General features: G+C 54.4%; 12 protein-coding genes. 1 reads left to right on the plus strand and 11 read right to left on the minus strand.

The genetic code is table 11. The features are described 5' to 3' along the window. Positions 1-2 precede the first annotated feature (2 nt). A complete protein-coding gene (locus I8J30_RS23175) occupies positions 3-626 on the minus strand; it encodes a 5-formyltetrahydrofolate cyclo-ligase (protein WP_210662165.1) in 624 nt (207 codons plus the stop codon). Between the two features lie 210 nt (positions 627-836). On the opposite strand from I8J30_RS23175, the gene abc-f reads away from it, so the two are divergent. Continuing rightward, positions 837-2,777 carry a ribosomal protection-like ABC-F family protein gene (gene abc-f, locus I8J30_RS23180; protein ID WP_210662167.1) on the plus strand — a complete coding sequence of 647 codons (1,941 nt, stop codon included), beginning with the start codon at positions 837-839 and terminating at the stop codon, positions 2,775-2,777. An 8-nt stretch (positions 2,778-2,785) separates the two neighbouring features. Here the strand turns inward: abc-f and I8J30_RS23185 are convergent, their stop codons facing one another. The 10 genes from I8J30_RS23185 to I8J30_RS23230 all read right to left on the minus strand — a co-directional run. Beyond that, positions 2,786-5,011, minus strand: a complete 2,226-nt coding sequence (locus I8J30_RS23185; protein WP_210662169.1) for a YhgE/Pip domain-containing protein — start codon at positions 5,009-5,011, stop codon at positions 2,786-2,788. A gap of 810 nt (positions 5,012-5,821) precedes the next feature. Next, a complete protein-coding gene (locus tag I8J30_RS23190) occupies positions 5,822-6,670 on the minus strand; it encodes a class I SAM-dependent methyltransferase (RefSeq protein ID WP_210662171.1) in 849 nt (282 codons plus the stop codon). A gap of 28 nt (positions 6,671-6,698) precedes the next feature. Further along, positions 6,699-7,160: an HIT family protein gene (locus I8J30_RS23195; RefSeq protein ID WP_210662173.1), complete on the minus strand. Its 462-nt coding sequence runs from the start codon at positions 7,158-7,160 to the stop codon at positions 6,699-6,701. Positions 7,161-7,251: 91 nt separating this feature from the next. Beyond that, positions 7,252-8,841 (minus strand): 2-isopropylmalate synthase, encoded by a 1,590-nt coding sequence (locus I8J30_RS23200; RefSeq protein ID WP_210662175.1) that lies wholly within the window; start codon positions 8,839-8,841, stop codon positions 7,252-7,254. Positions 8,842-10,034: 1,193 nt separating this feature from the next. Next, positions 10,035-10,226 (minus strand): hypothetical protein, encoded by a 192-nt coding sequence (locus tag I8J30_RS23205; RefSeq protein WP_210662177.1) that lies wholly within the window; start codon positions 10,224-10,226, stop codon positions 10,035-10,037. Positions 10,227-10,304: 78 nt separating this feature from the next. Next, positions 10,305-11,336: a tRNA (adenosine(37)-N6)-threonylcarbamoyltransferase complex transferase subunit TsaD gene (gene tsaD / locus I8J30_RS23210; protein WP_240548302.1), complete on the minus strand. Its 1,032-nt coding sequence runs from the start codon at positions 11,334-11,336 to the stop codon at positions 10,305-10,307. Beyond that, positions 11,320-11,823, minus strand: a complete 504-nt coding sequence (gene rimI, locus I8J30_RS23215; RefSeq protein ID WP_091223612.1) for a ribosomal protein S18-alanine N-acetyltransferase — start codon at positions 11,821-11,823, stop codon at positions 11,320-11,322. Before rimI ends, tsaD begins: the two co-directional genes overlap by 17 nt. Then, positions 11,810-12,685: a tRNA (adenosine(37)-N6)-threonylcarbamoyltransferase complex dimerization subunit type 1 TsaB gene (gene tsaB / locus I8J30_RS23220; RefSeq protein ID WP_210662181.1), complete on the minus strand. Its 876-nt coding sequence runs from the start codon at positions 12,683-12,685 to the stop codon at positions 11,810-11,812. The genes rimI and tsaB overlap by 14 nt, the downstream gene beginning before the upstream one ends. Before the next feature lie 13 nt (positions 12,686-12,698). Continuing rightward, positions 12,699-13,181, minus strand: a complete 483-nt coding sequence (tsaE, locus tag I8J30_RS23225) for a tRNA (adenosine(37)-N6)-threonylcarbamoyltransferase complex ATPase subunit type 1 TsaE (RefSeq protein ID WP_210662183.1) — start codon at positions 13,179-13,181, stop codon at positions 12,699-12,701. A gap of 13 nt (positions 13,182-13,194) precedes the next feature. Beyond that, positions 13,195-13,668 (minus strand): thiamine-phosphate kinase (locus tag I8J30_RS23230; RefSeq protein ID WP_240548303.1); only part of this gene is annotated, 474 nt, incomplete at its 5' end.

Here is a 13,668-nt window from a genome sequence, read left to right on the forward strand (position 1 = left end):
GCCTAGCGCCTCCTTGTTAGCCCATGCTCCGTAATAACGGCATCCACATAGGCATCATGGTTATCCATTGGAACAAGAGTTTCATTCTCCATCCACTGCGCCTCATAACCTAATCCGATCCACTCGGGCATCGGTCTGCCGGACGCCGCCGCGAGCCCTCTCATTCGCTCATGGAACCGATCGTAATAACCGCCTCCATAACCTAAACGACCGCCCCGCTTATCAAAAGCAAGTCCCGGTACAAACACGATGTCCGGCATAAAATCCGGTTCGCAGCGCTCTGCAGCCCCGGGGTCAGGTTCTTTAATGCCATAAGCGCCCGGCATAAGTTCATCCCAAGCCCGCAGCCGGTACAGCTCCATCCCTCGGCTTGCTTGAATGCACCGCGGCACGGCAACTTCAATTCCTTTGCGCCAGCACCATTCAACGAGCAAGGTAGGATCAAGCTCCGAGCGAAAAGGAACATAAATCATCACGCTGCGGACCGGTTTGCCCGGTCTGGCCTGCAGCCACTCTACCGCAAGCTGGCAAGCTGTGTCGGACCATGCCAAACGCAGCTGCTCAGGGTAACCGTCTCGTTTCTTGATCGCCGATAACCTTGCTGTTTTCTTCTCCGATTGACTCATTCATGGTCACCGCTTTGCCTCTTATTGGCCGCAATGGCGTAAGTTTCAGTCATAGTTGTTATTTAGTTTACCACTGTTGCCCAGATTTCGCCAATAAGGCGAAGGCATCCCAAATCGGTGTCTAAAGGCATGAACCTTGTCGCGTTATGCGGCTTTTTCATGTACACTTAAACGTATAGGAATTCAACTTATTTGGAGGTTTCACGTATCATGCTTCTTCAAGTATCCGATATATCCAAAAGCTACGGAGTAAGCAGTGTGCTCTCGTCCATTACCTTCCAAGTGCAGCCTCGCGAGCGGGTTGGGCTTGTCGGAGTCAACGGCGCAGGCAAATCGACGCTGCTTCGTATTATCGCCGGCGAGATGTCTGCCGATTCCGGCACCATCTATAAATCCAAAGAAACAACCATCGGCTATCTCGCGCAATCCAGCGGCCTGCAGTCGGATCAAACGATCGATGCGGAGATGCATGCCGTATTTGCTCATTTGACGGAAGCCGAACAGGAGCTTCGCGCACTGGAGCAGCAAATCGCCGATCCCAAGCTGCACGAGGATGCCAAACAATATGAGGCCGTGCTGAATCGGTATTCCACGCTCTCCGATTGGTTCCGCGAGAAGGGCGGCTTTGAGGTTGAGACGAAAATTCGCGGCATTTTGCACGGAATGGGCTTTGGTCAATTCCCTCCCGATACGATTATCTCGACATTAAGCGGCGGGCAGAAGACACGGCTTGCGCTCGCGCGCATTTTGCTGCAATCCCCAGACCTGCTGATGCTCGATGAGCCTACGAACTATCTCGACATTGAAACGCTCACTTGGCTGGAGGATTACCTTCGCGGCTATGATGGCGGCATTCTGGTCGTATCCCATGACCGGTATTTTCTCGATGCGGTCGTGCAGACGATCGTCGAAATCGAACGCCATACGGCCAAGCGCTACACCGGCAATTACTCCCGTTATATCGAAATCAAAGCAGCGGAGTACGAAGCGCAAATGAAGCAATTCGACAAGCAGCAAGATGAGATTGCCAAGCTGGAGGACTTCGTTCAGCGCAACATCGTGCGCGCCTCCACCACGAAGCGTGCCCAGAGCAGGCGCAAAGCGCTGGAGAAAATGGACCGCATCGACAAGCCGCTCGGCGACTTGAAGAAGGCGCATTTCTCCTTTGAAATTGAACGCCAAAGCGGCAATGACGTGCTGGATGTCCGTGATTTGTCGATTACGTTCCAAGAGAAATCCGACCCTTTGTTCCAAAATGTATCATTCCGTCTGGAACGCGGCGAGAATGTTGCGCTTATCGGACCTAACGGAATCGGCAAATCGACATTGCTTAAATCGCTTGTCGGCCAACAGGCCTACGAGCACGGTACGATCCGCTGGGGGACCAATGTGAAGATCGGTTATTACGATCAGGAGCATACCGGATTAAACCACGCCAATACGGTGCTTGAAGAGCTGTGGGGCACTTATCCTTCTATAGAAGAAGCGCGTATCCGCACCGTGCTTGGCAACTTCCTCTTCAGCGGTGACGATGTGAAGAAACGAATCAGCTCGCTAAGCGGCGGAGAACGTGCGCGCGTCTCGTTGTCGAAGCTCATGCTCGCTCGTGCCAACATGCTCATTCTCGATGAGCCTACCAACCATTTGGACCTCTATAGCAAAGAGGTGCTGGAGTCCGCGCTTATGGATTACGACGGCACGCTGCTGTTCATCTCCCATGACCGGTACTTCCTTAACAAAATGGCGGAACGGATTGTCGAACTGGAGCCCCAGGGCACTCAGCATTTCCTGGGAAATTATGACGAAATGATCCAGAAAAAACGTGAAAACGATGAACTGCAACTGGAAACGCTGTCATTTTCCCAAGGAAAACAGGGAAAGCCTACGGCAGCGCCGGATCCGGCCCCTGTTTCCTCCTATGAAGCCGACAAACAGGCGAAGCGTGACGAACGCAATCGCCAGCGTAAACAAGAGCAGCTGGAGAAAGAAATCGCCCGACTTGAAGGCGAAATTACGGCATTTGAGGAGCAGCTTGTCGACCCTGAAATCTATAACGATTATGTGCGCGTGCAGAGTATCCAAACGGACTTGGATGCACTCAAAGCGCAGCTGCAAACCGTTTACGAATCATGGGAAGAGCTGCTTGCCTAACCCAAGGGCTACCTGGAAGGCTGCTCCCCGGTCAGCCTGATTTCACTCATGATTTTACGGCGTTTCAGCAGATAAAATAGAAGAAGCGACCCCAATCCGAATCCGGACAGCACACCCGCTGTCCGGATTATTGCATTCCAGCCGCCAATCGAGATCAGATGGCGCAAGCCTTCCACCGCATAAGTCATTGGCAGCAGCGGGTGGATGTATTGGAAGAAAGGCGGTTCCAGCTTAACCGGATACGAACCGGAGCTTGATGTCAGCTGAAGCATGAGGATCAGCACAGCCGCGAAGCGTCCTTTGTCGCTGCCAAGCACTGCGATCAGCATGTACAAGATCGCCGTGAACACGATCCCGACCAGCGCCGCGTAGCCGTACATCGCAATCGACGGTACGACAGTCGGAATACCGAGACCTACATGCAGGATAAAAACAGACAGCAGCGCCTGACAGACACTAATAGTAGCAAGTGCGATATATTTGCTCACGATGTAGGACAAAGGCCCGTGCGGCCGCTCCAACACCTGCCAAATATCGATCACGAAGAACAGCACCAGTGCGCCCACCCACAGGGACAGCGCGATAAAATACGGCGCAAATCCGACACCGTTGTTCGGCACGGGATGCAAGTTATGCTCCTCCAACTTCACCGGATCATTGATGATGGCTTGGCGGGCATCGGCTTGTCCGTCTTCGGAGGCAAGCCCGGCTGCATCTGTCAGCTTATCGGCCAGCTCGGCTTGGCCTTTGTGGATTTGCGCGAGCCCTCCCGTCAAGGACTCCGCACCGGCCACCAGCTTGGCATTGCCTGTTTGCAGAGCACTCACTCCGACTCCCAGTTCCGCTAACCCGGACTTCAGCTTACCGCTCCCCGTCTGCAATCGATCCACGCCGTCAGTTATATCTTTGACCCGCTCATCAACAGTGCTTAGTGCAAGATGCTGCTGATCCAGCTCTCCGGCTGCTTTGTCCACAGCCGACTGAAGCTCGCTAAGCTGTGCACGGAACTGTTCGAGACCGGGGCTCAGCTGCGAGATTCTTTTCGTTAACTTGGTTATCGATCCATCAAGCGAAGCTGCGAGCGCATCGATCGTCTGTGCGATTTGGTTTAGCTTGGCCATTGCCGAGGTTCCGGCCTGCTGCGCATCCACCAGCTCTTCCGAAAGCTGCTTGAACTTGTCATCTGCAGCGAGAGCGGGGAACTTGTCCCCCAGGTCCTGCAATAGCCCGGATGCCGAATCAAGGCTGCCGGTCCCCGCGCCAAGCGACTTCTTCACATTTTGCAATTGGGTAGTTAAGTCCCCTAATTGACCCGACGATTCCTTAATCGCGTTAAGTTCGCTCTCCAGGCCAGCCAGATCTCCCAGTAAATCCTCTAATGAGGCAGTGAAATCAGGCTTCGAAGCGCCGAGCAGCGCAGCCAGTGACTGATTTACAGCCGTCAGCTTACCGCTCCAATTCTTCCATTCCGAAGCTGCGCGCTCTGCATAGGTATTCATCATACCGATTCCTTTGTTCAGCTCATCTGCGCCGGCTGTAAGAGCTTGTACCCCACCCGCGAGCTTCTTGAGGCCTCCTTCCGTTTGGCGCAGCCCATCTGTCAATTGAGTCGCACCTTGATAGGCCCGTTCCGAAGCATCCGATAATTTAGCAGCACCGTCAGCGGCCTCTTGCAAGCCTTCCGCCCCATTAAGCACCTGTTCGAAAATCACGCTCAAATAATTACCCTGCAGCTCCTTGCGCAAATTTTCTTGAACCTTTCCCGCTATGGCACGGACAATCTTCGCAGATAAAGCATTCGCCCCTTCATTTAACTCCACGTCCAACGTAGTTGGCTTCGGATCCTCGCCGCTCACACTGAAAGCCAGCTTGGAGAAATCCGCCGGCAGGTACAGCACCATCGCATACTTGCCATCCATTAATCCGTTATGAGCTTGCTTGCGATTCGTCGCGATCCAATACGTTTCGTCGCTCTTTACTAGTTTGTCCGTAAGCTCTTGTCCCAGATTACGCTGCTCACCGCTGCGTTTTGCCCCGGTATCCTCATTCACCACAGCCAGCGGGAGCTGATCGGTTCGTCCGGTCGGGTCCCAGAACGCCCACAAATAGATGAAGCTATACAACAGCGGCAGAACCAGCAGTCCTAACAGCGAAATGCGAACAGCTCTGGAAATCCACATCGTCTTCACATCAAGCCAAGCCAGTCTCAGTCCGCCGCTTTTACTCTCGCTCATGTTGTTACCGCCCTTTCGGCATCTTCTGAGAACTAGCATTCTCCCCAAAGATAGGAAACATTCCGCGATTTCGGCTCGAAGGGGACAACTGAGCAATCTATCCCCCTTGTCCACAGACATATCCACAACACTGGATGAATTGTGCGGCAATTCTGGCACTATTAACGACGTAAAACAATAATAAATTTAACGTTTCTTTAACAATTGATCGGATGTGGATACAGTCGGTGGCATTTTACCCACATTATCAACATTATCCACAGTTAGGCTGTGAAAAACTTATCCCGATTTTGTTCACATTGTAAATGCCCGATTTATGCGGGTTTCCCATGTTTATACACATTCCTCGCTGTAATTGTGGGTAACCCTGGGGATAAGTCCTATAGTTACTATACTTAGACACCTTAATATCGATATTTGGAACTGCCAGTCTTGCTATCGGCGGTTGGGAATTGGTTTTCGACAAGCCCCGTTCTGCGGTTCGTGGTCCGTGTTCCGTGGCCCGCGGTCTTGATTTGTTGCATAACAGGCAACATTTGAGGAGCTGTACGGTTGAACAGGTGAAATTGCTGCGATTTGTGCAATATTTTTCCTCAATATAAGCCAAAGGAGCTCATTTTCTACGGAAATGATGGATTTCGGGCAACATTAACAAGGCTAGAACGATGAAACGTTACAATTCTTGCATTTTGAGCAACATTCGTTAACGTCACCGTTTATCCACACCGCAAAAAGAGGCACCTCAAAAGCTGCACTGCATACTTTTGAGATTGCCCCTTATAAAGCAATACGGTCACAAAAAACTCACGCCTATACTCGTCTTCCGATGTAGAGTAAATGCGAGGACATCCCCAGTACCGACGATTCCCTCGCCATCCGAATGAGCAGTTGAACGAGCTGCTGATACGTTTCCTCACCTTGCTCCGACCAATAGCGCCAATGCTCCGCTCCGAGAACTGCCCCCATGTTCGTGGACCCGATCAACTCCAACGTCTGAAAGCCATGCGCTTCCATGAACGGTCGAATAGCCTCAAGCTCATAAAAGTAAGCTCCCGTGTAACGCCCTTCATCTGTATGATCGAAAATCCCGTCCGCTGCAAACGCCTCAATGGCATCCAAGCGATGAAGCGGCTTCCAATGCTCCGGATTAAGCAGCGCATTCATCACTTGGTTGACTCGGCTGCGAAAAGCTACGAAAACGATGCCACCCGGCTTAACAACTCGGTGAAGCTCGCGTATGGCTTTCGCCCGATCCTCTGCATGCTGCAAATGGTACAGCGGGCCCATTAGAAGCGCGGCATCATAGCTGTTATCGGCCAGCGGAGCAAGCTCGCATGCATCGCGGACATGGAAGCCGCCGGTGAAACGCTCGGTCAGCTTAAGCTCCTCGGCTTTAGCCTCAGCAAGCTCGACAAGAGCAGGCGTAAGGTCAGTCAGTGTCAGTTCATAGCCCTCAGCTGCCAGCGCCATCGCATATTTGCCCGGACCGGCTCCGTTATCCAGCACTTTGCCGGCGGACGGCAAATACTGTTTGAGATAATGCATGTTAACCGTGAACTCCAGCGGTTCCCGGTCAAGCCGGCTCCACTCTCGCTCGCCGAAGCCGGTATAATACGCCAGCACACGTTCCTTGTTCCCCTGATCTGCCGGTTGCTCCATCGCGATTCCACCTTCCCGTGCGAACCCTTTAGATTGCTTGCAAATACGCGCGCAGCTTTGAGCAAATTTTCTCCACTTCCGCTTCACCGCCATTTGGAGCGTCCGGCCAGTTGATGAGGTTCGTTGGATTCCGGTAATGATCCGGCGTACCCGCATACCTCGGGATGAGGTGCATATGGAAATGAGGTACGCCATCCCCTTGAACGAAGCTGTAAATATGCTCCGCACGCAGCACATCCTTGAGCGCTCGGCTCACCTCGTTCACAATAACCCCCACTGCCGCAGCTTCCTGCACGGACAGATCGCCAAGCCCCGGTGTATGGCGTTTTAATTCCACCATGACATAGCCTAAGTACGCGGTTTGCTCTTCACCCCGAAACCCTATATGGCCCACATGGACATGCCCATCCTCATAAATGGTGCTCCCTACTGACCGGACGTCACCACGATGCTTGCGGCAAATAAAGCAGTCTTGAACGTACTTAGACACCTGTTGTCGCCCCCTCACGAACGAGCCCGGAACCTTGAAGCTCGGAACTTGGATCTCAAAGCTCGGATCTTAAAGCTTGAATTTCGCTGCATCAGCTGCTCTTCTTCTGAACGAGTTCTTCCGCTGCATCCTCCTGCGCGCTCATCAGCAGTTGATTGCAAGCACTCACATAAGCCTCAGCCGCCGCCAAAATAATATCGTTATGCACAGCCGTCCCCGTATAGCGCCGATTGTTATGCACAATCGCGACGATCGCTTCCCCGCGTGCATCCTCGCCTGTCGATAACGAATGCAGCTCCAGATCCTCGAACTCCGCCGTTACCGGAATCGCCTGCTGCAGGCAGTGAATGACGGCTTCAAGCGGCCCTTTGCCCGTACCTGTCAGCGTGCGTTCCTCTTGCGAATCACGCTCGCGAATGGTTACCGAAGCGATACGGGAACGCTGCGTCCCCGCAAGCACCTGCAAGTCAACCAGCGTGTACGGATCATGCTGCGTGTCCGTCGATTCGCTTGCCAACCGAACCAGCACATCGTCGGGCACGATTTTCATCTCATCCGCTTTTTCAATGAAACGGTTATACACATCCAGCAATTGCTCCTCGTTCAGTTCAATGCCGTAACCAGCCAGACGATGCTTGATCGCATGACGGCCGGAATGTTTGCCGAGCACGATCATGCTGCGCGGAATGCCCATCGCTTCCGGATCCATAATTTCGTACGTGTTCCGGTTCTTAAGCAGTCCATCCTGGTGGATACCCGACTCGTGCTGAAAAGCGTTCCGCCCCACGATCGGCTTGTTGTACGCGATCGGGAAGTTCATCGCCCGGCTCACCATCCGCGACGTTTCGTAAATCTCGCTCATGACGATGCCCGTTTCCGCGCCGATCGCCGATTTGCGTGTCTCGATCGCCATCACAAGCTCCTCCAGCGAACAGTTTCCGGCACGCTCGCCGATTCCGTTCACCGTCACTTCCACCTGCGTCGCCCCTGCGTTAATCGCCGCTAAGCTGTTGGCTACCGCAAGACCAAGATCATTATGGCAATGTGCGCTGTACTGTACTTTATCCCCGCCTCGCGCTCCTGCTCTCACGCTGCGGAACAGCTCGCCGTATTCTTCCGGAAGCGCATAACCGAGCGTATCCGGCAGATTGATGACGGTCGCGCCTTCAGCAATGACCGCTTCGACCATCTCGATTACGAAGTCGCGCCCCGAACGGCTGGCATCCATCGGGGAGAACTCTATTTCATCGACGAACTGCTTGCCGTAAGCAACCATCTCACGGGCAATGGCCAGCACTTGCTCGCGGGATTTTTTCAGCTGGAAATCCAAGTGGATGTCCGAGGACGAGATGAACAGATGCAGACGGCGGCGGGCGGCATCCATCGTGGAGCGGACCGCTGCATCGATATCGCCTTTGATCGCACGCGCAAAACCGACGATTTCAACCCCTTGCAGCTCTCGTGAAATTTGCTGTACCGCCGCAAACTCCCCCGGACTCGAGATCGGAAAGCCCGGCTCAATGACGTCGATGCCAAGCTTCGCCAGCTGGCGGGCAAGTACGATCTTCTGCTCGGGACGCAGCGTCGCGCCAGGTGATTGCTCACCGTCACGAAGGGTGGTGTCGAAGATACGGATGATTTTGTTAGCGGATTGGGTTTGTGATGGATGGTTAATGGTCATAAGGGTTAGCCTCCTAAAGGATTGGTTTTGGGTTGGTGAAAACAGAAAAAGCCCGACGTCTCCTGATGAATCAAGAGACGACAGGCTTCGTGAGCTTGCCGCGGTACCACTCTAGTTGCCCGGCCTTATCGAGGCCGGACCCGCTTATGCAGCATTAGCCGCCACCGGCTATGGATGCCGGGCAGCTGCTGCACCTGATGACGGAGGTTAACCGTAACTGAGGTAGGGTATGCGAAGTCGCAGTTCAAACTTCGTCACATTCCCTCGTTCCGCTCCCAGGCGAGTTTCGGATATCCTTCGGCTGCGTCGCACCACCCCGCAGCTCTCTGCTTTTCCCGGATTGTTCCTACTGCTCCTGTTCTTCGCGTTTGATCTATTGGTCGTTCATGTGTGTGTCGATCATCCAGTGACTGTTTCTTCATTTCTCTTCAAACCGCTATTTCGGAAAACAAAAAAAGCCTGACGTCTCTTGTTCAAGAGACGACAGACTGTTAGGTCCGGCGCGGTACCACCCTTGTTGACGTTCCTTCCCGTAAGGAAGCAATGAACGTCCGCTTAAGCATGACGACGATTCTAGAAGTCGAAGCCATGCACCCGATCACGGAGGTCAACCGTAAAGACGTACGTGAGCATTCCGTTAGCCTTGGCCTTCGGCCGACAGCGAAGCTCATTTCCGTAAATCCGCTCCCAGGCGAGTTTTCAAGCGGCCTTCGACTGCGTTGCACCAACCCGCAGCTCTCTAATCCCGGCTATACGCTTTACTGCTCCTGTTCGTCGCGTTTGTCAGATGTTTGAAGTGTTGTTGCCTATTATATGCCTGTCGGAATCGTCTGTCAATTCGATTTGAAAATTTACCGGATGAATATTTGGGGATTCACGGCTGGGGATGCGATTGGATTGAGGGGAGTTTGAGGGCTGGGCGTTCGATTTTCGTACTCTATGCTTATGAGAAGTACTAGGTACTTCTCATTATCGGGCAATAGTGGGTTTAGGCGAAAGAGAGGTAATGAGTTCCGCTTACGGTCCGGCAATAGTGTTTTTTGGCCAAAGTGAGGTAATAGGTGCCGCTTTGGATGCGGTGAGACAATGCCGAAAATCCCCGATTCGGTGTGGCTGGGGATTCGATGCCACAATACAAAAAAGCTGCCTAGCAAAACCGTATCATCTACGGTTTTTGAGGCAGCCTCGTATGATCATTTCTTTTTGTAGATCTTATACAACAGCCAGAGGATTCCCCACGGTAAGACATACCGGGTCACCCACTCGAAAGCATGGACCAGCCGCTCGCCTCCGAAGAATTCGTCCCCTCCGCCAACCATCGCACAGATAAAGATAAAGACAAATAATACGAATATCGTGCCGTAGAAATAAGGCTTCGAATTCACGACAACCAGCTCCCCCATACGACTACATACGTGTACGTACTTGCAGCAACTGCAACAAGGAACAGCGCGGCCGGAGAGCTAGCTCCGAACCGACCATTCTTCCAGCGACAAGCCCGGCTCCGCCTTCATGTCGAGCGGCGTAAACTCGCCGCGCTTCCACTTCAAGTGCGCCGCCGCGCCGATCATCGCCGCATTGTCCGTGCACAGCTTAAGCGGCGGAATGAGCAGCGGGATGCCCGCCTCTTGGCAACGCGCTGTCAAGGCTGCGCGCAGCCCGCCGTTAGCCGCAACGCCGCCGCAGAGCAGCAGCTGCTTGGCACCGACTTCGCGAACGGCACGCAGCGACTTTGTCACAAGCACGTCGATGACGGACGCTTGGAATCCGCGGGCAAGCGCAGCCTCGCGCGGCGTTTCGCCTTTCATTTTGGCCGAATTGATGGCCGCAAGAACGGCAGATTTCAAACCGCTGAAGCTGAAATCGTAGGAGTCCGGCTCCAGCCATGCCCGAGGCAGCTGGAACTCTTCCTCCGACTGTTGCGCCAGCCTATCGATGTAAGGCCCGCCGGGGTAAGGAAAATTCAGCGTGCGCGCCACTTTGTCGTACGCTTCGCCGACAGCATCATCGCGAGTCCTGCCGATAATCCGGAACTTGCCTTCGCTCTCCAGCACGACGAGTTCCGTATGTCCGCCAGACGCTACAAGCGCCAGGCATGGATATTCAATCTCATGCACCAGCTGGTTGGCATAGATATGCCCGGCTATGTGATGGGTGCCGATCAGCGGGAGGTCAAGCGCCATTGCTAAGCTCTTCGCAGCTACGATGCCAACCAGAAGCGCGCCTACAAGTCCCGGCCCTTGCGTAACCGCAATCGCGGACAGGTCGCGGAACCCCGCGCCGGCCTCTCTCATCGCCTGCTCCATAATGAGCGTGATCGATTCCACATGCTTACGTGAGGCAATTTCCGGCACAACGCCGCCGAACCGCTGGTGCGTCTCGATTTGGCTCGAAATAATGCTCGTTACAATCTCTTTGCCGCCGCGAATAAGCGCAACCGCTGTTTCGTCACAGCTTGTTTCAACAGCGAGAATAAGTTCATTTGTAGTCGTCATACATGTTCTCCACTTCACCTGAGGCATCCAGTTCAGCCCACATGATGAGCGCATCCTCTTTATTGTCGGAATAATAGCCGGGCCGGACTCCCGACGGTTCAAAGCCAAGTTTTCTATACAACCGCTGCGCCACTTCGTTGGATACACGCACTTCAAGCGTCATCCTCTTGGCGCCAAACATGACCGCCGCACGCTGCAGCTCCACCATCAGCATTTCACCAAGTCCACGTCCGCGATACTGCTCGCGCACGGCCACGTTGGTCACATGAGCCTCATCCATAATGGTCCACATGCCGCCGTAGCCAATGACTTCACCCTCGTAATCCATGACCATATAGCGGGCAAAATGATTGTTAGTCAGCTCGTTAACGAACGCTTCCTCTGTCCACGGCGAAGTGAAGCTCTCCTGCTCAATAGCGACGATCGTCTTCACGTCGCTCATCGTCATCAGTCGAAAAACAAGTCGGTTCACATCAATGACCGTCATGTTTACCCGCTCCTTCCACCGCGTTTTGCTGCTGCGAAGCCGTCCGTTCCTGCAACTTTACTTCCGCTTCCGTCAACTGCGTGTAGTTCGGAATGAAAGTATGCACATCATCGGATTCTCCGGCTGCAAGACGCGAGAGTCCCAGTGCAGCAACGGAGCGGCCTTCTAAAATATAAGGGAATGCCGCGACCTCCACCTCGGGGCATAGATTCCGCAACCGCTCAGCTTCCGCTTCATGGAGCTGTAATTCCCCGACAATCCAAATCGCGGCAGGTCTTGAAGCGGCGTCCATCTCCTTCACATCTGCGTCGAGTCGGTCTACCCAGTCGTGCATCTGTCGTATGCCGTCTTTGGCGAGCCGCTTCCAGGCTGCAGGGAAAGAAGATGTCGAAGCGTCCGCAGCTGAAGCCTCGAACGCTCCCGTATATACTTGCCCGCGCCGCGCATCCATGATTGGCACGATCCAAACCGGACGATTCGCCGTTACGGATGAGGCGTTGTCTGTTCCCGTTTGCCATGCTCCATATGCGAGGGCTTCCAGGCTGGACACGCCAACGAGCGGTTTTTGCCAGACCCATGCTAAGGTTTTGCCGACGGATACCGCGATTCTCATCCCTGTGTACGAGCCCGGTCCGCGACCGATTGCAATGCCTGCTAGCTCCTCCGGCGCAATCCCGCATTCACTTAGCAGTTCCTTGACGACCGACACCGTATGGACGGAATGATTGCGTTCCGCAAGCGACTGAATGTCGCGCAGCACCTCATCGCCGCGCACGAGTGCGGCGGCAAGCGATGCGGTTGATGTATCCAGCGCAAGCACCAGCTGGCCTTCCCGGCTGCCCGGCGTAGTAGTTTCACTCATCTGTTACGTGCTCCTATCTATGATCTATTGCCTGTAATTGTTGACACCAAGCCGCATACGGCGCCCCAATGCCAGTAATCGTTATCCGGCGCGCTTCTCCGCCCAGATGCGCAATGTACAGCTGAAGTCGATCCGCCGGAAGCAGCGCTTCGATGAGGCTTGCCCACTCGACGATCGTTACGCCTTCACCGAAGAAATAATCGTCCAATCCAAGCTCGTCCGCTTCCTGCTCGGAGAGCCGGTACACATCCATATGATAAAGCGGCAATTGCGCCCCTTGATATTCTTTAATGATGGTAAACGTCGGACTGTTCACAACGCCCGGTACACCGATTCCGGCTGCAAAAGCTTTGGAAAACCGCGTTTTGCCTGCTCCCAGGTCACCGTCGAGCGCCAGCACCGTGCCCGGAACCGCCAGCTCTGCAAGCTTCTCCGCCAATCGTACCGTGTCTTCTTCGGTCTCTGCCGTCCATATCATTTCGTAGCTTTCGTTCATGCTTCGGCCGCTCCTAATTTCCAAAATGATTATACCCGCGCTTCGCAATCTGCTCTCTCAGCACCTCATAGCGCCCTGTGCCGCCACCGCTTCTGCCGCTGCCGCCGTCCAAGTCGCGGAGCAGCTCCACGCCTGCACCGCCGGCTTCGACCTCGCCGATGATGAACATCGGCAAGCCGGCTTCGGCCAGCTCGGCTTTCGCTGGCTCCGCATCCGCGGCAGCAATCGTGCCGAGCAGCACGTAGTCTTCGCCGCCGTATAGCATCCACTCCAATGGATTCACGCCGCAGCTGTTCGCGTAAGCGGCCATGCTGCCGCTGCGCGGCAAGTCCGAGTCGCGGAGCGCGAGGGTTACGCCCGAAGCCTCGGCGATTTCCCAGGCTTCGCTGGCCAGCCCGTCGCTGACGTCATTCAGCGACGTCACGGTTCCGCGCGCGGCAAGCAGCAGCGCCGCGCGCACCGAAGGCGCCGGCCGGCGGTGCGCTTG

The sequence above is a fragment of the Paenibacillus lignilyticus genome (genome assembly GCF_017942085.1).
Classification (GTDB): domain Bacteria; phylum Bacillota; class Bacilli; order Paenibacillales; family Paenibacillaceae; genus Paenibacillus_Z; species Paenibacillus_Z lignilyticus.

Bases quoted from the DNA above. Each gene is read 5' to 3' on its own strand.
- I8J30_RS23175 (WP_210662165.1), bottom strand. From the start codon at position 626: ATGAGTCAATCGGAGAAGAAAACAGCAAGGTTATCGGCGATCAAGAAA.
- abc-f (WP_210662167.1), top strand. From the start codon at position 837: ATGCTTCTTCAAGTATCCGATATATCCAAAAGCTACGGAGTAAGCAGT.
- I8J30_RS23185 (WP_210662169.1), bottom strand. From the start codon at position 5,011: ATGAGCGAGAGTAAAAGCGGCGGACTGAGACTGGCTTGGCTTGATGTG.
- I8J30_RS23190 (WP_210662171.1), bottom strand. From the start codon at position 6,670: ATGGAGCAACCGGCAGATCAGGGGAACAAGGAACGTGTGCTGGCGTAT.
- I8J30_RS23200 (WP_210662175.1), bottom strand. From the start codon at position 8,841: ATGACCATTAACCATCCATCACAAACCCAATCCGCTAACAAAATCATC.
- tsaD (WP_240548302.1), bottom strand. From the start codon at position 11,336: ATGACGACTACAAATGAACTTATTCTCGCTGTTGAAACAAGCTGTGAC.
- rimI (WP_091223612.1), bottom strand. From the start codon at position 11,823: ATGACGGTCATTGATGTGAACCGACTTGTTTTTCGACTGATGACGATG.
- tsaB (WP_210662181.1), bottom strand. From the start codon at position 12,685: ATGAGTGAAACTACTACGCCGGGCAGCCGGGAAGGCCAGCTGGTGCTT.
- tsaE (WP_210662183.1), bottom strand. From the start codon at position 13,181: ATGAACGAAAGCTACGAAATGATATGGACGGCAGAGACCGAAGAAGAC.